19 protein-coding genes are annotated in these 23,937 nt (G+C 65.5%); 11 read left to right on the top strand and 8 right to left on the bottom strand.

Annotated elements, in window-relative coordinates:
* The first annotated feature begins 118 nt into the window (after nt 1–118).
* The gene (locus PV768_RS15665) at nt 119–3,517 is read left to right on the top strand and encodes a pyruvate carboxylase (protein WP_157238523.1); all 3,399 of its coding nucleotides are present in this window, start codon (nt 119–121) and stop codon (nt 3,515–3,517) included.
* A 201-nt stretch (nt 3,518–3,718) separates the two neighbouring features.
* Here PV768_RS15665 and PV768_RS15660 read toward each other — a convergent pair whose 3' ends face one another.
* Nucleotides 3,719–5,527 carry an AMP-dependent synthetase/ligase gene (locus tag PV768_RS15660; RefSeq protein WP_421093472.1) on the bottom strand — a complete coding sequence of 603 codons (1,809 nt, stop codon included), beginning with the start codon at nt 5,525–5,527 and terminating at the stop codon, nt 3,719–3,721.
* Nucleotides 5,528–5,715: 188 nt separating this feature from the next.
* Here PV768_RS15660 and PV768_RS15655 point away from each other — a divergent pair, with 188 nt between their 5' ends.
* Nucleotides 5,716–6,810 carry an ROK family glucokinase gene (locus PV768_RS15655; RefSeq protein ID WP_421093471.1) on the top strand — a complete coding sequence of 365 codons (1,095 nt, stop codon included), beginning with the start codon at nt 5,716–5,718 and terminating at the stop codon, nt 6,808–6,810.
* On the opposite strand, the gene PV768_RS15650 is transcribed toward PV768_RS15655, so the two are convergent.
* Genes PV768_RS15650 through PV768_RS15640 form a run of 3 tightly spaced genes read right to left on the bottom strand, consistent with a single transcriptional unit; the run spans nt 6,807 to nt 8,984 of the window.
* Nucleotides 6,807–7,391 carry a hypothetical protein gene (locus PV768_RS15650; RefSeq protein WP_421093470.1) on the bottom strand — a complete coding sequence of 195 codons (585 nt, stop codon included), beginning with the start codon at nt 7,389–7,391 and terminating at the stop codon, nt 6,807–6,809. The genes PV768_RS15655 and PV768_RS15650 overlap by 4 nt on opposite strands.
* Complete coding sequence (locus PV768_RS15645; RefSeq protein ID WP_421093469.1) at nt 7,378–8,199, bottom strand: alpha/beta hydrolase; 822 nt, start codon at nt 8,197–8,199, stop codon at nt 7,378–7,380. The genes PV768_RS15650 and PV768_RS15645 overlap by 14 nt, the downstream gene beginning before the upstream one ends.
* The gene (locus tag PV768_RS15640) at nt 8,196–8,984 is read right to left on the bottom strand and encodes an alpha/beta hydrolase (protein ID WP_421093468.1); all 789 of its coding nucleotides are present in this window, start codon (nt 8,982–8,984) and stop codon (nt 8,196–8,198) included. The genes PV768_RS15645 and PV768_RS15640 overlap by 4 nt, the downstream gene beginning before the upstream one ends.
* A gap of 111 nt (nt 8,985–9,095) precedes the next feature.
* Here PV768_RS15640 and PV768_RS15635 point away from each other — a divergent pair, with 111 nt between their 5' ends.
* Nucleotides 9,096–9,929, top strand: a complete 834-nt coding sequence (locus PV768_RS15635) for a lysophospholipid acyltransferase family protein (protein WP_421093467.1) — start codon at nt 9,096–9,098, stop codon at nt 9,927–9,929.
* Nucleotides 9,930–10,002: 73 nt separating this feature from the next.
* Nucleotides 10,003–11,397, top strand: a complete 1,395-nt coding sequence (locus PV768_RS15630; RefSeq protein WP_104997491.1) for a class II 3-deoxy-7-phosphoheptulonate synthase — start codon at nt 10,003–10,005, stop codon at nt 11,395–11,397.
* Nucleotides 11,398–11,444: 47 nt separating this feature from the next.
* On the opposite strand, the gene PV768_RS15625 is transcribed toward PV768_RS15630, so the two are convergent.
* Complete coding sequence (locus PV768_RS15625; RefSeq protein ID WP_421093466.1) at nt 11,445–13,574, bottom strand: protein kinase domain-containing protein; 2,130 nt, start codon at nt 13,572–13,574, stop codon at nt 11,445–11,447.
* Nucleotides 13,575–13,680: 106 nt separating this feature from the next.
* Nucleotides 13,681–15,084 (bottom strand): LysM peptidoglycan-binding domain-containing protein, encoded by a 1,404-nt coding sequence (locus PV768_RS15620; protein ID WP_421093465.1) that lies wholly within the window; start codon nt 15,082–15,084, stop codon nt 13,681–13,683.
* Nucleotides 15,085–15,326: 242 nt separating this feature from the next.
* Between PV768_RS15620 and PV768_RS15615 the strand changes: the two genes are divergently transcribed.
* Entirely contained in the window at nt 15,327–15,680 is a 354-nt protein-coding gene (locus PV768_RS15615; protein WP_321215918.1) for an Rv2175c family DNA-binding protein, read from the top strand.
* Between the two features lie 66 nt (nt 15,681–15,746).
* Here PV768_RS15615 and PV768_RS15610 read toward each other — a convergent pair whose 3' ends face one another.
* Nucleotides 15,747–16,841 carry a polyprenyl synthetase family protein gene (locus PV768_RS15610; protein WP_321215919.1) on the bottom strand — a complete coding sequence of 365 codons (1,095 nt, stop codon included), beginning with the start codon at nt 16,839–16,841 and terminating at the stop codon, nt 15,747–15,749.
* Complete coding sequence (locus tag PV768_RS15605) at nt 16,838–17,365, bottom strand: hypothetical protein (RefSeq protein WP_323057394.1); 528 nt, start codon at nt 17,363–17,365, stop codon at nt 16,838–16,840. Before PV768_RS15605 ends, PV768_RS15610 begins: the two co-directional genes overlap by 4 nt.
* 75 nt (nt 17,366–17,440) lie before the next feature.
* Between PV768_RS15605 and dinB the strand changes: the two genes are divergently transcribed.
* From dinB to PV768_RS15575, 6 genes are all read left to right on the top strand, one after another.
* Nucleotides 17,441–18,667: a DNA polymerase IV gene (gene dinB / locus PV768_RS15600; RefSeq protein WP_321215921.1), complete on the top strand. Its 1,227-nt coding sequence runs from the start codon at nt 17,441–17,443 to the stop codon at nt 18,665–18,667.
* A gap of 274 nt (nt 18,668–18,941) precedes the next feature.
* Nucleotides 18,942–19,319, top strand: coding sequence for a DUF3040 domain-containing protein (locus tag PV768_RS15595; RefSeq protein WP_157238514.1), 378 nt, complete (start codon nt 18,942–18,944; stop codon nt 19,317–19,319).
* A gap of 407 nt (nt 19,320–19,726) precedes the next feature.
* Nucleotides 19,727–20,155 (top strand): division/cell wall cluster transcriptional repressor MraZ, encoded by a 429-nt coding sequence (mraZ, locus tag PV768_RS15590; protein WP_009358613.1) that lies wholly within the window; start codon nt 19,727–19,729, stop codon nt 20,153–20,155.
* Between the two features lie 166 nt (nt 20,156–20,321).
* The gene (gene rsmH, locus PV768_RS15585) at nt 20,322–21,314 is read left to right on the top strand and encodes a 16S rRNA (cytosine(1402)-N(4))-methyltransferase RsmH (protein WP_323057393.1); all 993 of its coding nucleotides are present in this window, start codon (nt 20,322–20,324) and stop codon (nt 21,312–21,314) included.
* Nucleotides 21,311–22,033, top strand: a complete 723-nt coding sequence (locus PV768_RS15580; RefSeq protein ID WP_421093464.1) for a hypothetical protein — start codon at nt 21,311–21,313, stop codon at nt 22,031–22,033. Before rsmH ends, PV768_RS15580 begins: the two co-directional genes overlap by 4 nt.
* Nucleotides 22,034–22,081: 48 nt before the next feature.
* Complete coding sequence (locus tag PV768_RS15575) at nt 22,082–23,878, top strand: peptidoglycan D,D-transpeptidase FtsI family protein (RefSeq protein WP_421093463.1); 1,797 nt, start codon at nt 22,082–22,084, stop codon at nt 23,876–23,878.
* Nucleotides 23,879–23,937: the final 59 nt, after the last annotated feature.

Raw genomic sequence — 23,937 nt, 5'->3', positions numbered from 1 at the left:
AGGCTTCGGGACATGACGGGGAAATTAGTGATGGTCGCCACAAAGATTTGTGTTTGTCCTTGTAGGTCCTAGACACTGTGACCACTCACCGATCCACCCGCAATGATGCAGGAGAAGTATGTTTTCCAAAGTTCTGGTGGCCAACCGCGGCGAAATCGCGATCAGGGCCTTCCGCGCCGGCTACGAGCTGGGCGCCAAGACGGTTGCCGTTTTCCCCCATGAAGACAGAAACTCGATCCACCGCCAGAAAGCGGACGAGGCCTACCTGATTGGCGAAGAGGGCCACCCCGTCCGGGCTTACCTGGACGTAGAAGAAGTAGTGCGGGTGGCAAAGGAGTCCGGTGCGGACGCCATCTACCCGGGCTACGGGTTCCTTTCCGAGAACCCGGACCTCGCCCGGGCCGCGAAGGCCGCGGGCATCACCTTTGTTGGTCCGCCTGCTGAGGTCCTTGAACTCGCGGGCAACAAGGTAGCGGCGCTGAAGGCAGCCCGCGACGCCGGCGTTCCCGTCCTGAAGTCCAGCGCGCCCTCCAAGGACCTGGACGAACTGATCGCTGCGGCCGACGAGATCGGGTTCCCCATCTTCGCCAAGGCAGTGGCCGGCGGCGGCGGCCGCGGCATGCGCCGGGTGGACACCCGTGAGGCCCTGCCCGAAGCCCTGCAGTCAGCCATGCGCGAGGCCGATGCCGCCTTCGGCGATCCCACCATGTTCCTGGAACAGGCCGTCCTGCGCCCGCGGCACATTGAGGTCCAGATCCTGGCCGATGCCGAGGGCAACGTCATGCACCTCTTCGAACGCGACTGCTCCATCCAGCGGCGCCACCAGAAGGTCATCGAGATCGCCCCGGCCCCCAACCTCGACGAGGGCATCCGGCAGGCGCTGTACCGGGATGCCGTCAAGTTCGCCAAGGCCCTGAACTACGTCAACGCCGGCACGGTGGAGTTCCTGGTGGACACGGTCGGGGAGCGTGCCGGCCAGCACGTCTTCATCGAGATGAACCCGCGCATCCAGGTGGAACACACGGTCACCGAGGAAGTCACCGACGTCGACCTGGTGCAGGCACAGATGCGGATCGCCGCCGGAGAAACACTCGCCGACCTCGGCCTCTCCCAGGACACCGTCAAGCTGCGTGGCGCGGCGCTGCAGAGCCGCATCACCACGGAAGACCCCGCCAACGGCTTCCGTCCGGACGTCGGAAAGATCACCGGCTACCGTTCCGCCGGCGGCGCGGGTGTGAGGCTCGACGGCGGCACCGTTTACTCCGGTGCCGAAATCAGCCCCCATTTCGACTCCATGCTCGTCAAGCTCACCTGCCGCGGCAGGGACTACCCGTCCGCCGTCGCCCGTGCACGCCGGGCCCTGGCGGAATTCCGCATCCGCGGCGTCTCCACCAACATTTCCTTCCTGCAGGCAGTGCTTGACGATCCCGACTTCATCGCGGGGGACGTCGCCACCTCCTTCATTGACGAGCGCCCGCAGCTGCTCAAGGCCCGCGTCTCTGCGGACCGCGGCACCAAGCTCCTCACCTGGCTGGCCGAGGTCACGGTCAACAAGCCCAACGGCGAACTCAAGGTCCACTCCAACCCGGCCAGCAAGCTGCCGTCGGTCAAGGACAAACAGGCCGTTCCGGGCTCCCGGCAGAGGCTCCTCGAGCTGGGCCCCGAAGGCTTTGCCAAGGCGCTTCGCGAACAGAACGCGGTGGCCGTCACGGACACCACGTTCAGGGACGCCCACCAGTCGCTGCTGGCAACCCGCGTCCGCACCCGCGACCTGGTGGCGGCCGGACCCGCCGTCACCGCGCTGCTGCCGGAACTGCTGTCCGTTGAAGCCTGGGGCGGGGCCACTTACGACGTGGCACTCCGGTTCCTCGGCGAAGACCCCTGGGACCGCCTCGCTGCGCTGCGCAAGGCGCTCCCCAACGTGTGTCTGCAGATGCTGCTCCGTGGCCGCAACACCGTGGGCTACACGCCGTACCCTGAAGAGGTGACCGAAGCCTTCGTGAACGAGGCTGCCGCCACCGGCATCGACATCTTCCGGATCTTCGACGCCTTGAACGACGTCAGCCAGATGGCCCCGGCCATCCGTGCGGTCCGGGCCACCGGCACCGCGGTGGCCGAGGTGGCACTCTGCTACACCGGGGACATGCTGGATCCGGAAGAGACGCTCTACACGCTTGACTACTACCTGGGTCTTGCCCAGAAGATCGTTGACGCCGGCGCCCACATCCTGGCAATCAAGGACATGGCCGGCCTGCTCCGTCCCGCCGCGGGAGCGAAACTCGTTTCAGCCCTCCGGGAACGCTTCGACCTGCCGGTGCACCTGCACACCCACGACACGGCAGGAGGCCAGCTGGCCACGCTGCTGGCCGCCGTGGATGCCGGTGTTGACGCTGTGGACGTCGCGTCGGCGTCGCTGGCAGGAACCACCAGCCAGCCCTCGGCCTCTGCCCTGGTGGCAGCCCTGGCGCACACTCCGCGGGACACGGGGCTCAGCCTGGCTGCGGTCAGTTCGCTGGAACCGTACTGGGAAGCGGTCCGCCGCGTGTACGCACCGTTCGAGTCCGGCCTTCCCGGCCCCACCGGTCGCGTCTACCAGCATGAGATCCCCGGCGGCCAGCTCTCCAACCTGCGCCAGCAGGCCATTGCGCTGGGACTGGGGGAGCGCTTCGAAGCCATCGAGGACATGTACACCGCGGCCGACCGCATCCTTGGGCACCTGGTCAAGGTGACGCCGTCCTCCAAGGTGGTGGGCGACCTCGCCCTGCACCTGGTGGGCTTGAACGCGGACCCGGCGGACTTCAACGAGAACCCGCAGAACTACGACATCCCGGATTCCGTGATCGGCTTCCTGTCCGGCGAGCTCGGCGATCCGCCAGGAGGCTGGCCGGAGCCCTTCCGCACCAAGGCCCTGCAGGGCCGCAGCGTGAAGGTCAGGGACGTGGAGCTCAGCCCCGAGGACAGCGCGGCCCTGAAGTCCGATTCCAAGACCCGCCAGCACACGCTGAACCGGCTGCTCTTCGATGGACCCACCAAGGACTACCTGAAGAGCGTCGAAACCTACGGCAACATCTCCGTCCTGGATACCCGCGACTACCTCTACGGCCTGCAGCGTGGCACTGAGCACGAGATCCAGCTGGAGAAGGGCGTGCGGCTGATCGCGTCGCTGGAAGCGGTATCCGAGGCGGACGAAAAGGGCATGCGCACCGTCATGTGTACCCTCAACGGCCAGTCCCGGCCCGTCGTGGTGCGGGACCGCTCCGTGGTCAGCAACGTGAAGGCTGCCGAAAAGGCAGACCCGGCCCAGCCCGGCCACGTGGCCGCACCGTTCGCGGGCGCCGTTACGGTGACGGTCAAGGCCGGCGACGAGGTCAAGGCAGGAGACACGGTAGCCACCATCGAGGCGATGAAGATGGAAGCATCCATTACGACGCCGGTGGCCGGCAAAGTCTCACGACTCGCCATCTCATCCATCGAGCAGGTGGAGGGCGGGGACCTGCTGCTGGTGGTCGAGCAGTAGAGCCCGGACGCTCGATTAACAATGGAAGGGTCCTCCCCGTTGGGAGGACCCTTCAATTGTTAATGGGCTTCGGTTGAGGCAGGGCCCGATCCTCTGCGTGCTATTCCCCCCGCCCCGCTAAGGCCGCTTCGCGGAGAGCGGGGGCGCGGGGCCCCTTTTACGCACGCTGCCGGACAGGGCCCTGCCTCTTTGTGGCGCTACCTACGGACGAGGCGAGCTGTACATCTCCTCGATGACCGTTTCGAAGTCCTTCATGACCTGGGCCCGCTTGACCTTCATGGACGGCGTCAGGTGCCCGGACGCTTCGGTGAAGTCGGCCGGCACGATGCGGAAGGACTTGATGGCCTCGGCCTGGGAAACCGACGCGTTCGCGGCCGTGATCAGGTCCTGGACTGCCGCCTTGACTACCGGGTTCTTGGCGGCGTCCGCCAGGGAAGTGTCTGCCGGGAGGTTGTGCCGCTGCAGCCAGCCGGGCAGGGCTTCCTGGTCCAGCGTGACCAGGGCGCCGATGAACGGCCGGTTGTCGCCGACCACCAGCACCTGCGAGACCAGCGCATCGGCCCGGATCTGGTCCTCGAGCAGGGCGGGGATGACGTTCTTGCCGCCCGCGGTGACAATGATCTCCTTCTTGCGCCCGGTAATCCACACAAAGCCGTCGTCATCGAGCCGGCCGATGTCCCCGGTACGGAACCATCCGTCGTCGAACGTTTCGCCGGTGAGGTCGGGCCGCTTGTAGTAGCCGCGCATTACGCACACGCCCTTGGCGAGGATCTCGCCGTCCTCGGCGATCTTCACGGCATTTCCGGGCAGGGGCTTTCCCACGGACCCGATCTTGATCAGCGACGGGGTGTTCACGGTAATGGGTGCGGTGGTTTCCGTCAGGCCGTAGCCTTCAAGCACCTGCAGCCCGATGCCCTGGAAAAAGTGGCCCAGCCGCTCGCCCAGCGGGCCGCCGCCGGACACCGCATGGGCAACATGGCCGCCCATCGCGGCCCGCAGTTTGCCGTAGACCAGTTTGTCGAACAGTGCGTGGCGCAGCTTGAGGCCCAGGCCGACGCGGCCCTCCTGCCGTGCCTTGGAGAAGGCGATGGCGGTATCGGCTGCCTTATGGAAGATGGCTCCCTTGCCGGCGTCCTCCGCCTTGGTCATGGCAGAGTTGTAGACCTTTTCGAAGACCCGCGGCACCGCCAGGATGAAGGTGGGCTCGTAGCTCTGGAGGTCCGCCAGGAGGTTCTTGATGTCCGGTGTGTGCGCCACGGTGGTGCCGGCAGCCATGGCCAGGACGGAGATGAAGCGGGCAAAGACGTGCGCCAGCGGGAGGAACATGATGGTCTTAGCGTTCTCGTGGACGATCTCGCCAATGATGGCCAGTGCGTTGTCAGATAGCTCGACGAAGTTGCCGTGCGTCAGTTCGCAGCCCTTGGGCCTGCCTGTGGTGCCGGACGTGTAGATGATGGTGGCGGTATCACCCAGGGTGGCTGTTTTCCTCCGGGCTTCAAGATCGTCGTCGCTGACCTCCCGGCCGGCTTCGCGGAGGGCGTCAAGTCCCTCGCCTTCCAGCTGCCACACGTGCTGGAGGGATGCCAGGCCTTCCGCCGTTACCGCCTGGCGGATGATGTCCTCATGGTGGGCTGCCTCGCCGAAAGCGGCCACCGCGCCGGAGTCGCCCAGGTTCCAGGCCACCTGGGAGGGCGAGGAAGTTTCGTAGATGGGGACGGAGACCGCGCCGGCGAACCAGATTGCGAAATCCACCAGGGACCATTCGTACCGGGTGCGGGACATGATGCCCACGCGGTCGCCGGCACCCACTCCGCTGGCCATCAACCCCTTTGCCAGCGCCCGGACGTCGGCCACGAAATCAGTGGCGGAAATGTCCTGCCAGGACCCGGAGGCGTCGCGCCGCGAAAAGAGTGCGGGGTTGCCGGCCTTGGCTGCCTGCCGCAGCACCAGATCGGTGATGTTGGTTTCCGGTGGGACTACAACAAGAGGCGGAACACTGAATTCGCGCACTATAGCTCCTTTGATATCCGAGGTCCCGCACGGGGGCATGCCTAAAGCCTAGTACGCCGGTGCGGGGCCGTGCAGTATATAAAGTTACTGGCCAGTAACTTTCCCGTCAACGACGCCGGAAGACACGTGGGCGGCATCTGCGGCTGCCGCGGGCTTCGGCGGAATATGCGCACCTAGAATGGGGAATTATGTATGTACCGCCCACCGGCGAACAGGCCGGGCCCCTCAGAAGACCTGCCCCTTGGAGGCGCCGGCCCACCACTTCCAGGGCAAGGACGCGGCACGACGGCGAAGGCTTCCGTGAGCACTTGCGCCTCGGCCGCAAGGGCCTCGCCATTGGGATCGACATCGGCGGTACGAAGGTGGCCGCCGGTGTCGTTGATGCAGACGGCCGCATCCTCAGCGAGGCACGGCGTGCCACCCCCGGCAGCGATCCCCGGGCAGTGGAAAAGGTCATCGTGGAGTTGGTCGAGGAACTGGGCAAGGGGCACCGGATCTGGTCCGTGGGCATCGGCGCCGCAGGGTGGATGGACCTCGACGGCGGGACGGTGCTTTTCAGCCCCCACCTTGCCTGGCGCAATGAACCACTACGCGCCAACCTGCAGCGGCTCCTCCGCCGGCCGGTGCTCCTTTCCAACGATGCCGACGCCGCCGCCTGGGCGGAATGGCGCTTCGGTGCGGGCCAGGGGGAAGACCGGCTGGTCTGCATCACGCTGGGTACCGGCATCGGCGGTGCCATGGTGATGGACGGCAGGGTGGAGCGCGGCCGTTTCGGTGTGGCAGGAGAATTCGGGCACCAGATCATCATGCCGGGCGGGCACCGCTGCGAATGCGGAAACCGCGGCTGCTGGGAGCAGTACGCATCCGGGAACGCGCTGGGCCGGGAAGCAAGGATCCTGGCGCGGGCCAACTCCCCGGTGGCGCAGGACCTGATAGCGGCTGTGGGCGGGCGGACCGAGGCCATCACCGGTGCCATCGTGACGGAACTGGCGCTGGCAGGCGACCCGGTATCACGTGAATTGCTTGAGGAAGTAGGGGAGTGGCTCGGGCTGGGACTCGCCAATCTTGCTGCCGCCCTGGATCCGGGACTTTTCGTCATCGGCGGCGGCCTGTGCTCGGCAGGGGACCTGCTGGTGGAACCTGCCCGCAAAGCTTTCGCCCGCAACCTGACGGGCCGCGGTTTCAGGCCTGCCGCGGGGATCCAGCTGGCGGCCCTGGGGCCGAATGCCGGACTCATCGGTGCTGCCGATCTGTCCCGCGTCAGCAGCAGGACGCGCCGCTAGACGCGGGCGCCGTCGTCGTCCTCGTCCTTCTCCTGCGGAAGCTGCATGATCAGGTACACGGTTCCCAGCACGAACACGGCGACGATTCCCACGATGGCAAGGAGCGGCGCGGAGCGCCAGAACATCGCTGAGAACAGCAGCGCCACCGGTCCGCCCACGGCGGCGAGCCAGGCAAGCATGGTCAGCGGATCCGTACCGGCGAGGCTCGGTGGTTCCTCGGGGACGAACGCACCGTCGTCCCCGTCCACGTCATAGTCGCGCGGCCCGGCTGGAGCGTCTGCGTCTGCGCCTGCACCTGTGCCTGCGTCGTCCCCGGCAGCCTGCCGTTCGGCCGCAGACATTTCAGCAGGTGCCGCGCCTGCCAGGCCCAAGGGATCGAAGTCCCGGAACGAGGCTGGCCGTCCACCCGCCGTCGAATCGTCCCGTGGAGCGGCGGCAGCGCCCGGATCGGTGCCGGCGCCGTTGGCGCTGCCGGTGCCTCCGGCGGGGGAATCGGCTTCCAGCCGGGCCACCAGGTCCAGCCAGACGGCGTCATCCTGGTTGGCGCCCTGGTCAGGGGAGCCCGGGTCAGGCCTGTTCATGGGACGCGACCTCCAGCGTTGAGGGCGCGGTTGCCGCTGAACGCCCGGGAGCCCCGCCGGAAGCTACCGAGCGGATGAATTCCAGGGATCCCTGGAAAATTTGGTCGGCATCGTTGTCCAGGGTTGCCACATGGTAGCTGTTCTCAAGGTAGACCAGGTCCAGGGGAGCATGGGTGAGCCCGCGGCGGAGCGCCACGAGGCTTGAGTCGGACACCACGTGGTCAACCGTGGAGCGGAAGGCCTTGACCGGGGCCGTGATCCGGGGAAGGAGCCTGATGGTGTCCTTGAACATCTTGTTGACTTCGTGCGCCGCAGCAACCGGGGTCCGCGCGTAGGCGCCCTCGTCCATGCCTTCCTTGAGAATGTCGTTGGCGATGGCCGGCGTACTTTTCATCACCAGCTTCAGGATCCCGGCGATCGGTGCGCGCGGGTCATCAATGACCAGCCCCGGGTTGACCACGATCACGCCGGCCACGGGCCGGGTGGCCGCAATCCGCAGCGCCAGCGCCCCGCCCATGCTCAGCCCGGCCGAAAAGACATAGTCGCAGTCCGCATCCAGTTCAAGGTAGGCCTCGTCCAACGCCCTGTGCCATTCCTGCCACCGCGTCCGTGCGAGTTCCTGCCAGCTGGTGCCGTGGCCGGGCAGCAGGGGCATACGGACGGCGAAGCCGGCATCGGCCAGGCTCCGGGCCCAGGCGCGCAGTCCGTGCGGACTGGCGGTAAAGCCATGTGAGAGGACCACGCCGACGCGGGGCCCGTCGCCGATGGAACTGCTGCTGAACGGGCTGTGGTCCGGGCCGGAGGTCATGGGGTCTCCAATGAGGTCTTCTGGCGGGCGAGGGCGTGGAAGAAAGCGCTGGATTTCGCATGGATCTCCGGCGCGTCCACGTCCAGCGTAGCCACATGTCCGCTGCTGTGGAGGTCAACCACTTCAGCAAGGTTTCCGCCCAGGCCTTTTCGGAGCAGTGCCAGCGAAGTTGGCGGAACCACCGCGTCCGTGCGCGACTTGAACACCTGGACCGGGGCAGCCACCGTGGGCAGGCACCGCGCCGCCGCACCAAAAAGTCTCTTCAGTTCGTGCACTGCCGCCAGGGGAGTGCGTGAATAGTCGCCGTCATTGGTGGCTGCCGCCGTCGGCTGTTCCTCCTGGATAGGAAGGGTTGTCCGCTGGAAATATTTCAGTACGCCGATCACCCGGACCCGCCGGTCGTAGAAACTCAGGCCCGGGTTGACCACGGACACTCCGGCCACGTTGTGCCGGGAAGCGGTCAGCAGCGCTATGGCGCCGCCCATCGAGAGTCCGGCCACAAAGGTTGTGTCGGTCCGTCCTTCCAACTCCAGGTAGGCAGCCTCAAAGCTGCGGTACCAGTCGCCCCAGCGTGTCCTTGCCAGTTGACGCCAGTCGGTTCCGTGGCCCGGCAGCAGGGGAACGGTGACCGCATAACCCTGCGAAGCGAGGTGCTCAGCCCACGGCAGCAGGCTGAGCGGGCTGCCGGTAAAGCCGTGGCAGATGGCCACACCGGTGCGTGCATTGGGTCCGTGGCCGGGATAGCTGAAAGCGGCAGGAGGGGACGGGGTGCTGCTTTCGCTCATGCCTCCATCGTGTCACTGTTCCGGACAAATCTCACTAGAGTAGGGTTGCATTGAACTGCTGGCCAGGCCCGACGCGGGGTCCGGGGGCCGCCTTCCGGAGAGGTTTCTCACGTGTTCTATTGGGTCATGAAGCGGATTTTCCTTGGTCCTGTGCTGAAGCTTCTTTTCCGCCCCTGGGTTAAGGGGCTGGACAATATTCCTGCCGAGGGCGCGGCTATTATCGCCTCCAACCACCTGTCGTTTTCCGATTCGATTTTCATGCCGCTGATGGTGCGGCGCCCCGTGGTCTTCCTGGCCAAATCGGAGTACTTCACCGGAACCGGGATCAAGGGCAGGCTGACCGCGCTGTTCTTCCGCCTGACCAACCAGTTGCCCATGGACCGGTCCGGCGGGGCTGCATCGGCCGCCTCGCTGAGTGCCGGAATGGAGGTCCTCAACCACGGCGGCCTGCTGGGCATCTACCCGGAGGGCACCCGGAGTCCGGACTCGAAGCTGTACAGGGGCAAGGTGGGCGTGGCCAGGCTTGCGCTGCAGGCCGGAGTTCCGGTGATTCCGGTGGCCATGATCGGCACGGACAAGGTGCAGCCCATCGGCAAGCGGCTGCCGAACATCCGCAGGATCGGCATGATCTTCGGTGAGCCGCTTGACTTCAGCCGGTATCGGGACCAGGCAGAGGACCGGGATATTCAGCGGAAAGTCACGGACCAGATCATGTTCGAACTCATGCGGCTCTCCGGGCAGGAATACGTGGATGAGTACGCCGCCGTGGTGAAGCTCCGGCTGGCGGGAAAGCCCCCCGAACCCGTGGCCGCCGCGGAACCCCTGGTGTCGCCGGCGCCTGCCGCGGCCGGGGCCGGGAGTCCGTCCGGCGACGCGGGCCCGGCGGAAGGCGCCGGAGGCCTCCGGAAAGCGGAGGACGACGGCGGGGCTGCCGCCAGGGAGTGAAGCGGTTGTGACGCGCCCGGGCGGGTGCGTGACGGTACGGTGTCCCGGGGCCCGGCGCGACCGTTAGTCTTAGATGGTGACTGAGCTATCTGCAAAACCCGCCTTTTCGCTGTCCAGCACCGCCCAGAGCGGAGCAGCCAACTATCCCGGACTCGACGACTGGCGGGACCTCCCCATTTCCCAGCAGCCCAGCTGGCAGGACCGGGACGTGTTTGAAGCCTCCGTGAAGGAGCTCTCCGTACTTCCTCCCCTGGTGTTCGCCGGCGAGGTGGACGTCCTCCGCGAACGCCTGGCTGCCGCTGCCCAGGGCAAGGCTTTCCTCCTGCAGGGCGGTGACTGCGCGGAGACCTTCGAGGCCGCGACGGCGGACAAGATCAGCGCGCGCGTCAAGACCATCCTCCAGATGGCTGTGGTGCTCACGTACGGTGCGGCCATGCCGGTCATCAAGATGGGCCGCATGGCGGGCCAGTTCGCCAAGCCCCGCTCCTCCAACGACGAAACCCGCGACGGCGTGACCTTGCCCGCCTACCGCGGCGACATCGTCAACGGGTACGACTTCACGCCGGAGTCCCGGGGCCACGACGCCTCGCGCATGCTCCGCGCCTACCACACGTCCGCTTCCACGCTGAACCTCATCCGCGCCTTCACCCAGGGCGGGTTCGCCGACCTGCGCTCGGTGCACCAGTGGAACAAGGGCTTCACCGAGAACCCGGCACACGCACGCTATGAGTCCCTGGCCCGCGACATTGACCGCGCCATCAAGTTCATGGCCTCCTGCGGCGCCGACTTTGAGGCGCTCAAGCGCGTCGAGTTCTTCGCCAGCCACGAAGCCCTGCTGCTGGACTACGAGCGCGCGCTGACCCGGATCGATTCCCGCACCGGATTCCCCTACGACACCTCCGCGCACTTCCTCTGGATCGGGGAGCGGACCCGCGAACTGGACCACGCGCACGTCGACTTCCTGTCGCGGGTGCGGAACCCCATCGGCGTGAAGCTGGGCCCGTCCACCACCGGCGACGATGCTCTCCGCCTGATTGACAAGCTTGACCCGGAGCGCGAACCCGGCCGGCTGACCTTCATCACCCGCATGGGTGCGGGCAACATCCGCGAGAAGCTGCCCGCCGTCGTCGAGAAGGTCACCGCGTCAGGCGCGCAGGTGCTCTGGGTTACCGACCCCATGCACGGCAACACCGTCACGTCCCCCAACGGGTACAAGACACGCAACTTCGACGACGTCATTGACGAAGTGCGCGGCTTCTTCGAAGTGCACCACGCCCTTGGCACCGTTCCCGGCGGCCTGCACGTTGAAATGACCGGCGACGACGTCGCGGAGTGCCTTGGCGGCGCCGACCCGGTGGACCAGGACGCCTTCCTGGACCGCTACGAGTCAGTCTGCGATCCGCGGCTGAACCACATGCAGTCGCTTGAAATGGCGTTCCTGGTGGCCGGCGCCCTCGCCAAGCACTAGGCGGCGCGCACTTCCCACGTGAACGGTGGTGTGGCCGGCAGGTCCGGCTACACCACCGTCAGGGTAACGACTGATCCCTCCGGAACCTCCTTGTTAACCGGATCCTGGTCCCGGACCGTGCCGAAGAAGCCGCCCAGGATATTGTTCACGCGTACCTGGAAGCCCAGGCCCTCCAAGGCCTTCCGGGCATCAGCGGCCTGCTTGCCGATGAAGCTGGGCACCTGCACCATCCGGGGTCCCTTGGAAATGGTCAGCGTGACGGTGCCGCCGCGGGTAAGCGTTCCGGTAGCCGGAGCCTGGCTGACAACCGCGCCCTTCGGGACGTCCCTGCTGAACACTTCCTCGCGCGCAACCTCAGCCGTGAGGCCGGCCTCCTCGATGGCATCAACGGCATCCTTCTCGTCCTGGCCCACCACCGAAGGGACAGGAATGGGCTCGGGACCCTTTGAAACCACCAGGCTGACGGGCGTGCCATGCCGGACGGCCGTACCGGGAGCGGGGTCCTGGGACAGGACTGTGCCGGCAGGGACCTTCTCATGAAACTGTTCCGTCACCGGGCCGAGCGCCATTTCCGCCGCGTTGAGGCCAGTCTTGGCCTGCTCCAAGGTGCCGCCGGCCAGCTTCGGCAGCGGGAACAGCTGGGGACCCTTGGAAACAAGTAGCGAGACCGGCTGGAACTTGCGGATTTCGGCGCCCGCCGCGGGTTCGCTGCCCACCACGAGGCCTGAGGGCACGTCGTCGTCGAAAATGTCCTTGGTGGTGGACCGGAACCCGGCCTCGTCCAGGAGCTGCTGAGCCTGCGCCACTGTCTTGTTGGCCACGGAAGGGATGGTGGCGGCAGCGCCCGGGCCCATGCCGAAGAACCAGCCCGCCCCGGTTGCCAGGAGGGCAGCAATCAGCAGGACAACTATCCACAGGATTCCCCGGCGGCGCGGGCTGCCCTCACGCAGCGTACGGGCCGGGGTGGCGGCCGCACGGGCCCGTGCCCTCTCGTCCTCCTTGTCCGCCTTGCGCTGGGCGCGCTTGCCCAGCGTCGGAGGCGGTGGAGACCACGGCTCGACATCGTCGCCGGGCGGTGTGAGGGTGTGCCGGGCAGCTTCGGGTTGGGCAGGACCTGCGTAACGAGGCTGGCCCTGTGACGGCGGGTAGGCGGGCGCAGCCGGCTTGCCAAACGGCATCACAGTTGTTGGATTGTTGGCCCGGCCGATTACCTCTGTGGGGTTCTGGTGGCCAGGATCCTGGAACCGCCCGGGATCGGTGGGCGGTGCGGGAACCTGGGAGTGGGCCATGGCGCCTCCGGCCGCAGCCGCCGGCGGATGCAGGTCCAGCTCCGCATCGGTGAGGTTGGTCCGGATATGCCGAAGCTCCTGGAGCAGCGCGTTCCCGTCCACGGGCCGGTTTTCCGGATCATTGGAGGTGCACCACTGCACCAGCTCGTCCACTTCAGCAGCCAGTCCGGGAACCAGGGCCGAAGGCGGTCCCACTGTCCCGTTCACATGCTGGTACGCCACCTGGATGGGGACATCGCCGTTAAACGGCTGCTGCCCCGTGAGCATTTCGAACAGCATGATGCCCACGGAGTAGATGTCGCTGCGCGCGTCCGCCGGCTTTCCAAGGACGAGCTCTGGGGGGAGGTACGCAACTGTTCCGAGCAGGGCGCCGGTGCTCGTGGAAGTGGTGACGGCGCGTGCCAGCCCGAAATCTCCAATTTTGATCCGTCCATCGTCGGAAATCAGGACGTTTTCCGGTTTGACGTCACGATGGATGAAGCCGGCGGCATGCGCAGCGCCTAGTCCTTCAACCACCGGGTCGATCAGCGCGAGGGCAAGTCGGGGCGGCAGCGCACCCTTCTCGGCGATGACGTCACGAAGTGTGTGGCCCCTGATGTATTCCATGACCAGATACGCGGTGCGGCCGTCGTTCCCCTGGTCGAGCACCCCCACTACATGGGGGTGGGACAACCTGGCTGCTGCCTTCGCCTCCCGCCCCAGCCTGCCCAGGAAATTCTCGTCTGCCGAAAGGTGCGGATGCAGCACCTTGAGCGCCACGTCCCGTTCCAACCGCTGGTCCGTGGCCAGGTAGACAGTGGACATTCCGCCCCGCGCAAGCTTGGACCTGACGGCATACCGGTTGTCCACCAGTGTCCCAACAAGGGGGTCTGACACGTGTTCCTGCACCCTTCGATCCTAGTCCCCGCAATGAAACGGGCCCGAACCGTTGCCGGTCCGGACCCGTGTCAAATCTTCCTGCGTGCCGGCTGCGGGTGGTGCCGGGCGGTGCAGGTCAGCCGAAGTTCTTCTGGTGGGCCTTGATGGCGGCGACGTAGGCCTTGGTGTCGTCGTACATCCCGTATTTGCTCACTGAGTATTGGCCCTGGTAGTAGCCCGCAATGGCAGTGTCCGTGTCCTTGCTGGTGGCGAGGAGACGGCGGATGATGGCGACGCCGGCCGTTGCATTGTCGTAGGGGTCCAGGAGGTTCAGCTTGCGCCCCACCAGATCCGATGCCCACTGCCCGGAGCTCGGGATGACCTGCATGGTTCCGATGGCGTTCGCCGGAGACACTGCGCGCTGGTCAAACCCGGATTCCTGGTGCGCAAATGCAAGGGCGAGCGAGGGTTCCACGCCCATCCTGCGCGCGGTGTCAGCCACGATGTTCCGCATTTCGCTGCGGGAGGGCACCGGAGAGGCGTTCAACAGGGCTTTGTTCTCGTTGGCCGAGCTGACCACCGCAGAAGGGTAACTGAATCCGAGGAATGAACTTGGGACGAGGGGCGTCACTGAGGCAGCCGGCTGCGGGGCCGCCGGCTGGGCCGAGCCTCCAGGGATGGCCAGCTTGTTGCCCGGGTAGATGACACTGGTCATGCTCAGGCGGTTGGCAGAGAGCAGTTCGGAGAGTTTTACGCCGTGGCGCGTGGCGATGGCCGAAAGGGTATCTCCGGCTTTCACCGTGTAGGAGCCGGAAGCCGGCGCCGGAGCCGGAGCGGCCGGTACCGGCGCAGCCGGCGCGGACGTTGAGGCCAGGCCTGCCGAAGCAGGAGCGGCAGCGGGGGCCGGGGCAGTTTCGCCGGCGCCCACCTTGATCTTCTGGCCCGGGTAGATGATGGAGCGCATGCTGAGGTTGTTCCAGGCAAATACGTCAGCCAGGCCCACGTTATGCCGGGCCGCAATGGCGCCCAGCGTGTCGCCTGCCTTGACGGTATAGGTGGCACCGGATGCCGCGGCGGGAGCGGGAGCGGCAGGTGCAGGAGCGGCAGCGGGGGCGGCCGGCGCAGCGGCTGAGCCTGAGAGCTTGATCTTCTGGCCCGGGTAAATGATGGTGTTCGGCTGGAGGTTGTTCAGTTTCAGGATGTCAGCGGTGTTGAGGCCGAACTTTCCAGCGATCGCACTGATGGTATCGCCGCGCGCAATGGTGTACTCGGCGGGCGCCTGCGGCTGGGTAGGCCTAAAGGCGGCCGGGATGGCAGTGGACACGGCGGAGGCGGGGATGACCGCCGCAGTGGCTTTTGCAGCCTGGGCTTTCATGGCTGCGGCAAGCGTTCCCGGGATGGCACGGACTGGTTGCACGGCTGCAGCGGGCTGGGCCAAGGCCAAGGATGACAATACAACCGCTGGCAACGCCGCAGTGGTGGCAGCAAGCATTGGCAGGCTCGGCTTGGGGGGCTGCTTGTGCGAGCGGGACATCGTCATGGAAAGAATCCTCTTCTCAACTGCGGGCGCGGGCGGGGTGCCGCTGTCATTTCTCGATACTACTGTTACTGCTGTTAATTTTGTTACGTATGTGGTCAATGAGAATCTCTCACGGATTTCGAAATAGCACAAGAATTCCGGGAATGGCCGCAAGGAAGAATTCCGGGTGTGTCTGCAGGTCAGGAGCGCCCTATAGGGGTATCGACTAGGCGGCAGGGCGCACAGCGTGGCAACCTTGATCCGTGAGTAATGTAGAAGAGCTTGTGGGCGAATGGTTGCCCCTACCCGACGTCGCCCGTTTATTGGATGTTTCCATCACCAGGGTTCACAGCCTGCTTGATGAGCGTGCCCTTGCGGCATTGCGTGTCGGGGAACGAAGAATCCGTTCCGTGCCGGCCGAGTTTATCCAGGACGGCCAGGTTGTAGACAGCCTCAAGGGCACGATTGTTGTCCTGGCTGACGCCGGGTATTCCGATGAGGACCTGATCGTTTGGCTTTTTACCCCGGATGAATCGCTGCGGGGACGGCCCATTGACGCCCTGCGCGAGGGCCGCAAAACGGAAATCAGGCGACGGGCCCAAACCCTCGCCTGGTAAACCACTGGCCGGGGATGTTCGGCAACACCAAAAGCCCGCCATCCCCGGCCAACAAAGCGTGGTTGCTCAGGAGGCGCGGCTGACTGTAGCTTCAGCCAGCCTCCGCAGGGCGGTTTTCGGCAGTTCGTCCAGGGGGAGCGATTCAAGCGCCTCGAATGCGGCCGCCCCAAATTCATTGATGAGGACTTCGGTGGCCGCCAACGCACCGGATTCCTCGATAATGCGCCGGAGTTCAAGGATGTCCTCTTCGGAGAGGTCCGGGCTGCCAAGCCTGGCATCGATGAAGGCAGACTCGGCTGCCGATGCCTGGTCCAGCGCCAGGGCAACCAGCACAGTGCGCTTTCCTTCCCGCAAATCGTCCCCGGCAGGCTTGCCGGTTGTCAGCGGATCACCGAAGACACCCAGCACGTCGTCCCGGAGTTGGAAGGCTTCGCCCAAGGGCAACGCAAAAGCGGAGTAGCCGCGGAGTAGCTCATCCGAGGCTCCTGCCAATGCTCCACCCAGGGCCAGTGGATGCTCCGTGGAGTATTTTGCGGACTTGAACCGGATAATGGACTGTGCGCGGGTCACGGCCCCGGCCCGGTCCCTTACCGGACCGGCAACTTCTTCCAGGATGTCCAGGTACTGGCCGGCCATCACCTCCGCCCGCATGAGGTTGAAAATCAGCCTGGCCCTGGTGCCGGCGGCTGCCCGCTCGCCAATGTCCGTGAACGCCTCTTCGCTGAAGGAGAGGCACAGGTCACCTGTCAGGATTGCCGCCGCGTGCCCGAACCGTTCGCTGTCCAGCGCCCAGCCCCGCGACCCGTGCAGTTCGCTGAAACGGCGGTGGACGCTTGGGCCGCCCCGCCTGGTATCCGACCGGTCGATGATGTCGTCGTGGATCAGGGCCGCCGCCTGGAACAATTCCAGTGCGGCGCCTGCGGTCACCACCTGTTGCGCGGCGGGCTGTCCGCCCGCGCCCCGCCAGCCCCAGTAGCACATCAGCGCGCGCAGGCGCTTACCGCCCGTGACCAGGTTGGAGATGGAACCCATGAGGGGTTCGATATCCGGAGAGATGCCGGACATGATGGCCTGCCGCGAGGTGAGGAACCCCGTCAGCTCGCCGGCAACCGCCGCAACGAAGTCCGCCTGTTCATTCCTCAGCTGTTCCGCTGCCGTCACTTGGCGGACTCAGCTGCCACGTTGGCGCCGATGGTGAATGTGGCAACGCCCGAAGCTTCAACCACCGAGAGGTTGACCGTTTCGTTGTCCCCGCGGACAAAGTCCTTGGACGCCACTGCTCCCACGGCTTCGCCGGGAACTGCCTTGAAGCCCTGCCCTTCAAGGGCCTTGGTGTAATAGTCCACAACCGCAGCGGTGGGGGCTGCGATGCTTCCCACCAGGGCGGCAGTGGCGGGGGCTGACGCCTTGTCAAAGCTGCTCGATACCACCTTGGCTCCCGGCATAAGGGGAAGGAGCTGCTGCGGGAAGCCCTCCACCACCGCCCCGACGGTCGCCGAGGTATTGGGCGACGCGGAGGGGCTGGGGGAAGCTGTGATGGTTGATCCGGCAGTTCCCGGAGTCGAAGCGGAGGCAGAAGGATCCGGGGCTGCTGACGGAGTCGGGCTGCAGGCTGCAAGCAGCAAAGCCGCGCCGGCAGCGAATACTGCCAACCCTGCTGGCTTAAGGTTTCCAAAGACCGTCACAGGGACATTCCTCCTGGTGTTGATGCCGGATTCAGCCTCCAGTTTAGTCAGTACAAAACGGATAGGATTGCAGCCGTGGGGCCCGAAGGTAAGAACCAGCCGCCCGGAGCGCGCCTTCCGGGACGCAGGCGCAAGTGCATCATGCACGTGGACATGGATGCCTTCTATGTCTCGGTGGAGCTGAGGACCCGTCCTGAACTCATGGGCAGGCCCGTCATCGTCGGGTTCCCCGCGGACCGTTCCGTGGTCCTCTCAGCCTCCTACGAAGCCAGGGCATTCGGCGTGAAGTCGGCCATGCCGATGGCCGTGGCCGCCCGCATGTGCCCCCACGCGGTCATCATCGAACCGCGCCACAAGCTGTACTACGAAGTGTCCGCTCAGCTGATGGGCATTTTCGAATCCATTACGGAGCTCGTCGAACCCCTCAGCGTCGATGAGGCCTTCCTCGACGTCACCGGCGCCATCAGGCGCCTGGGTGCGCCGAAGGGAATTGGGGAAATGATCCGGCGGCAGGTTAGCTCTGAGCTGGGCATCACGGCGTCGGTGGGGATAGCGGAATCAAAATTCGTGGCGAAAATTGCTTCCACCCGCTGCAAGCCGGACGGACTGCTCATGATCGCGCCCGATGAGACCGTGCCGTATCTTCATAGCCTGCCGGTCGGCGCCCTGTGGGGAGTAGGTGCCAAGACGGCGGAGGTGCTCGCAAGGATGGGCATCAGGACCGTTGCGGACGTGGCGGCAACGCCGGTCTCTTCGCTGAAGAAGATGCTGGGCGCCACGGGGGAGCATGTCCACCAGCTTTCCTGGGGCATAGACCCCCGGCCCGTCACCCCGGTCCGGCTGGAGAAGAGTATCGGGGCGGAAGAAACGTTTGCCGTTGACACCGCCGACGACGCCCTGCTCCACCGGGAACTGCTGCGCCTCTCCCACCGCACGGCCGCGCGCCTGAGGAGTTCAGGTATGGTGGCCCGGACCGTCGCCCTGAAGCTCCGGTTCGCGGACTTCTCCACCATCACGCGCAGCAGGACGGTCCAGACTCCCGTGGACAGCGCCCAGCTGATCTACGCAGTCGCCCTGCAGCTGCTCGAGTCCGTGGGGGACAGGGCAATGACCGTTCGGCTTGTGGGGGTGCGCGCCGAGCAGCTCGAAGACGCTGCCCGGACCTCGCTTCAGCTCAGCATCGACCGGCGGGACGACAACTGGCGGGCGGCTGAGCAGGCACTCGACGAAGTGGCACGCAAATTCGGCAGCAAGTCCGTCCTTCCCGCCCGCCTTATGGAGCCCGGAAACACCCCCGAATAACGGCCGGTGGAAGCCTTGGCGGGGCCGCCGCCAAAGTCTTTTCCGTCTTTCAGAACAGCCCTCGACAAACTATCCTTAGATATACATAGTTTTCGAGTGACTGGACTTACTGCCGGACCCTCTTGGACATGCTCCCGCTCCTGCGACGGCATGCCGGGTTACCGATTTCCGCTTTTGCCGGCGGAGCGGGAACCTCTTAGGCATAACAGCCGTTAAGGGTGCAGAAGTAGTGGCTGGGATCAGCCCGGACGTTGGCCTACAAAAGGAGGTCGTGATGCCGCTGTCGGAGCACGAACAGAAGCTGCTTGAGCAGCTGGAGAAGCAGCTTCACGAGGACGACCCGAAGTTCGCGAATTCCATGGGTTCAGACCCGGGGCGTTCATGGTCCACGAGGCACGTGGTGATTGGCGTCCTCTGCGCCCTGGCTGGCGTCTTCCTGCTACTCGTGGGTGTCACTCTCCAAAACATCTTCGTCGGAGTCCTGGGCTTTGTGGTGATGGGCGGCGGCGTCTATTTCGCCACCATGCGGAGCAGTTCGGCCGGGGCGAAGCCGGGATCCAAGGCCGGCGGCCGAAAGCCGGGGAAGTCCAGGAGTTCCTTTATGAGCAGCCTTGAGGAACGGTGGGATGAAAGGCGCAGGGGAGAACCCTAAACGCCTCCCGCCGAATTACTCCCGGCACCTCCACTTTGCTCCCTGTTGGAGGGGGCAGGCGAAAAGACCCGCACTTTGCGGGTCTTTTCGCATTTAAGCGCGCCCGATAAATACGGCCCGAATTGAAGAACGTCGTGGATGCGGCGCATTCCGGGCGATCACCAGCAGTTTTGCCGGCAGGTGATGCCGGCGCCAGGAACTTGCCGTCAGCCCGTGGGGCAAAAGTCCTCCACTTCCCACCACCGGCAGGAATCCCTGCAATTCCGGCGTTCTTTTCCCATAAATAACCTGCCATCGGGCCGCGTTCGCGTTGACTGTGGGGGAAAGTGGAGTAATGTGGAGGACATAAGAGGGTGGTTGCAACATAGGGGATGTGCAGTTCCTGACAGCGGACAGGCGGTGGGCCAGTGTTTCTGGGCACTCACTCGCCACGTCTGGATGAAAAGGGACGGATCATTCTCCCCGCAAAGTTCCGGGAGGAACTTGCCAGCGGGCTGGTGCTCACAAGGGGCCAGGAACGTTGCATCTACGTCTTCAGCGAGAAGGAATTTGCGCGGGTCCACGAGCAAATGCGGGAGGCGCCAATCTCCTCTAAGCAGGCACGCGACTATATCCGCGTCTTTCTCTCTGGAGCCTCTGACGAGGTACCTGACAAGCAGGGGCGCGTTACCATTCCACCCGCGCTCCGGGAATACGCAGGCCTCGGCAGGGAACTCGCCGTGATAGGCGCCGGATCCCGGGCCGAGATCTGGGACGCCCAGGCTTGGAATGAATACCTCGCGGAGAAGGAAACAGCCTTCTCTGAAACTGATGACCCCATTCCGGGCATTCTCTGACCGGAACAGGACAGCAGGCAGCTTCTTGGATGAGATCTCCAGCCGCCCATCGGCTGGCCATCCTGGCTCACTTCCCCGGAGCCAGGCTGGCGGACGATAGGCGCGGATGGGGATCTGGTCCCAGAAGCCACCACAAGGTGACACCAACGGCGAGAAAGGACGAGGCATGAACGAACACCCCAAGCCAACGTCCGAACGCCATGTGCCGGTCCTGCGGGACCGGTGCATCAATTTGTTGGCACCTGGATTCGAGGCGGCCAGGCTCCGCGGCGAAACGCCGGTGGCCGTCGACGCGACCCTGGGCATGGGCGGCCACTCCGAGGCCATGCTGCAGCGCTTTCCGGACCTGCACCTCATCGGCATAGACAGGGACGAGGAAGCACTCGCCCTCGCCGGGGAGAGGCTGGCCCCTTTCGCCGCCCGCACGGACCTGGTGCACGCCGTTTACGACGAGATAGCGGACGTCCTGGCGGACCTGGGCGTTGCTGAAGTCCACGGAATCCTGATGGACCTCGGAGTGTCATCCCTCCAGTTGGACGAACGCGAACGCGGCTTCGCCTACTCCTTCGACGCCCCGCTGGACATGCGGATGGACACCAGCCGTGGGCAGACCGCGGCAGACGTAGTGAACAACTACAGCGAAGAGGAACTCGTCCGGATCATCCGGAAGTGGGGCGAGGAGAAGTTCGCCGGCCGGATCGCCAACAGGATTGTCACCGCCCGTGCCACCAAGCCCTTCACCACCACCGGAGAACTCGTGGAGCAGATCCGGGCGGTAGTTCCGGCAGCGGCGGCCAAGTCCGGCGGGCACCCCGCCAAGCGCACTTTCCAGGCGCTGCGGATCGAAGTGAACGAAGAACTCGACGTCCTTGAACGCGCCGTGCCTGCCGCCGTCGACTCCTTGGCCCTGGGCGGGCGCATCGTGGTCATGTCCTACCACTCCCTCGAGGACAAGATCGTCAAGAGCGTCCTGCAGGCACGTTCCAAATCCTCAGCTCCGCTCGGGTTCCCGGTGGAGCTGGAAGAACACAAGGCCGAACTTAAGACCCTGACCAAAGGCACCGAGGTGCCCACCGCCGTCGAGATCGCCGAAAACCCGCGCGCTGCATCAGCAAGGCTGCGCGCGGCGGAACGAATCAGAGCCAGGAGAGCTGCATGAGCACCGCTGCCGTCAAGAACTTTCCCGCCGCGTCAGGCAGTTCGGCGGCCGGCAGGGCCCTTCCGGCACAGACCCCCGCGGACGGCCGGAAGGGCCGGACTCCGCTGTCAGTGGTGCGTACTGTACCCCGCAAGCGCCGCGCACCATTCGTAGTGCTCTGCTTCGCCCTGCTTGCCGTGGCCCTGGTGGCCGTGCTGGTGTTGAACATCTCCGTGTCCACCGCGCAGTACCAGCTGGTGGAGCTGCGGGCACGGCAGAGCACGCTGACCAAGCAGAACCAGGACCTCACCCAGCAGGTGCAGAACTTCGAAGCGCCCCAGAACCTGGCGGCCAAAGCTTCGGAGCTCGGTATGGTGGCCTCCACGGTCAAGGGCCAGATCGACCTGTCCACCCTGACGGTCACGGGCAAGGCGACACCGGCAGTTAAGGGCGGTCCCGCCGGGGCCGTTATTCCCGCACCTGCCGTGGCAGGGCAGCTGATTGTGGTTCCGCCGGCAACCAGGGGTGAACCGCTGGCAAGCCGCAAACCGGCAGAGGCGGGAGCCCAGGGTGCTGCAGCGGCTGATGCTGCGGGCTCCAAAGCAGCGACCCCGGATGCGGCCACGCCTGCCGGTCCACCTGCCGGCCTTCCCGCAGCGGCTGCCGCAGCGGCTGCTGCAGCAGTGGAGCTCCACGGCGGATCCGTCCCCGCACCCGAGCAGAAGGTGCCCGGGCAGTAAAACGGCAGGTCTGACAGGCAGCAGGGTCGAGCAGCAAGGAATTTCACGGTGGCGCAGAGGTCCGGCAAGGCAGTCAACAGCAAAGTGCCCAATGCCACCAAGCGCTTGCGCCTGGGGCTTGGCATCATGCTGACGCTCCTGTTGGTGGTGGGCGGCAAACTCTTCCTCGTCCAGGGGCTCGATGTAGGGGGCATGGCGGAAGCCGCCCTCAACAGCCGGATGAAACAGACCGTCCTGCCGGCGGAACGGGGCAGCATCCTGGACTCCCGGGGCACCGTGCTGGCCAACAGCGTGATCCGCTACAACGTGGTGGTGGACCAGCGGGTCAACACAAAAACGGAGACTTTCAAGCGCCTGGACGACGCCAAGGAGAAGCTGGTTGATGTCAGCCGGGAACAGGGGCTGACGGAACTGGCGGCTGCCCTGGGCATGGAGAAGGACGCCATCCGCGAGGCCGTCACCGGGCAGCAGCCGTATTACATCGTGGCCAAGGACGTAAAGCCCGATGTCGAGGACCGCATCTCGCAGCTCCAGATTCCCGGCATCGTGACCGAAGGCATCAGCAAGCGCGTCTATCCCAACGGGTCGGTTGCCGGCGGGATCATCGGCTTCCTCCAGGACGGCACCACCGGCCAGGCCGGCATTGAACAGACCCAGGACGAACTCCTGAAGGGCTCGGACGGCAAACGGCTCTTTGAGATCGGTGCGGACGGCCTGCGGATCCCCGTGGGGGTTGACGAACTGACGCCCCCGCAGGACGGGAAGGACGTTAAGCTCACCCTCAACTCGGACCTCCAGTACTTCGCCCAGCAGGCGATCCAGAGCCAGTCGGACAAACTGGGCGCCGAGTGGGGCGTCATCATCGTGATGGACGTCAAGACGGGCAACCTGGTTGCCATGGCCGACACCAATTCGCCGGATCCGAATGACCCTGGCCGGGTAGCGGCCAAGGACCGCGGCGTCCGTGCCGTTACGGCCGCCTACGAGCCCGGTTCGGTTGAGAAGATGATGACGGCGGCGGCGCTCATCGAAGAGGGCAAAGCCAAGCCGCTGGACACGTTCACCCTCGGACCCACCTACACGGTGGACGGGCAGACCTTCAGTGACTCCTTTGCCCATGGAACCGAGGAGCGGACCCTGGCCGGCATCCTGGGCTATTCGATGAACACCGGCACCGTCATGGCCGGGCAGCGCCTGAGCAAGGAACAGCGCTACGAGTGGCTGAAGAAGTTCGGGGTGGGCGAAGCCCCGGACATCGGACTGCCGGCCACTGCCTCCGGCATCCTGACGCCCTGGGAACAGTGGGACGGCCGGCAGGAATATACAGTCCTGTTCGGGCAGGGCGTTTCGCAGTCCACCCTGCAGACAGTGCGCGCGTTCCAGTCCATCGCGAACAATGGCGTGATGCTCCAGCCCCGCCTGATCGACTCCTATGTCTCCGCTGACGGAACAGAGGAAAAGGTTCCGGCCGCGGAGCCCCGGCAGATCGTTTCCGAGGACACCGCCCAGCAGGTCCAGGACATCCTCGAAAGCGCAGTCACCGAGGGCCAGATCAAGGACGCGGCCATCGACGGGTACCGGGTGGGAGCCAAGACGGGCACCTCCGAGTCTCCCTGCGACGACGGCAAGTCCGGGTTCTGCGGCTACACGGCCTCAATGGTGGGCATGGCACCCATGGATGATCCGCGGTTTATTGTGGAGGTGGTACTCCAGCGGCCCAAGGGCAGCATCTACGGGATTACCAACGGGCCGGTCTTCCGGTCGGTCATGAGCCAGGCACTGCGGACCTACAACGTCCAGCCGTCCACGGACGAGCCGGCCAGACTGCCCCAGTTCGCCAAGTAACACCCCGGCAGCATCCGGAGCAGCCGCCGCTGCTACGGTTCATCCATGCCGGACACGGT

Source organism: Pseudarthrobacter sp. CC4 (assembly GCF_048957775.1).
GTDB lineage: Bacteria > Actinomycetota > Actinomycetes > Actinomycetales > Micrococcaceae > Arthrobacter.
The sequence above is the reverse complement of the archived record's forward strand: the minus strand, read 5'-3'. Positions and strand labels throughout refer to the sequence as shown.

Bases quoted from the DNA above. Each gene is read 5' to 3' on its own strand.
- PV768_RS15665 (WP_157238523.1), top strand. From the start codon at position 119: ATGTTTTCCAAAGTTCTGGTGGCCAACCGCGGCGAAATCGCGATCAGG.
- PV768_RS15655 (WP_421093471.1), top strand. From the start codon at position 5,716: ATGTATGTACCGCCCACCGGCGAACAGGCCGGGCCCCTCAGAAGACCT.
- PV768_RS15650 (WP_421093470.1), bottom strand. From the start codon at position 7,391: ATGAACAGGCCTGACCCGGGCTCCCCTGACCAGGGCGCCAACCAGGAT.
- PV768_RS15645 (WP_421093469.1), bottom strand. From the start codon at position 8,199: ATGACCTCCGGCCCGGACCACAGCCCGTTCAGCAGCAGTTCCATCGGC.
- PV768_RS15640 (WP_421093468.1), bottom strand. From the start codon at position 8,984: ATGAGCGAAAGCAGCACCCCGTCCCCTCCTGCCGCTTTCAGCTATCCC.
- PV768_RS15630 (WP_104997491.1), top strand. From the start codon at position 10,003: ATGGTGACTGAGCTATCTGCAAAACCCGCCTTTTCGCTGTCCAGCACC.
- PV768_RS15620 (WP_421093465.1), bottom strand. From the start codon at position 15,084: ATGACGATGTCCCGCTCGCACAAGCAGCCCCCCAAGCCGAGCCTGCCA.
- PV768_RS15595 (WP_157238514.1), top strand. From the start codon at position 18,942: ATGCCGCTGTCGGAGCACGAACAGAAGCTGCTTGAGCAGCTGGAGAAG.
- rsmH (WP_323057393.1), top strand. From the start codon at position 20,322: ATGAACGAACACCCCAAGCCAACGTCCGAACGCCATGTGCCGGTCCTG.
- PV768_RS15580 (WP_421093464.1), top strand. From the start codon at position 21,311: ATGAGCACCGCTGCCGTCAAGAACTTTCCCGCCGCGTCAGGCAGTTCG.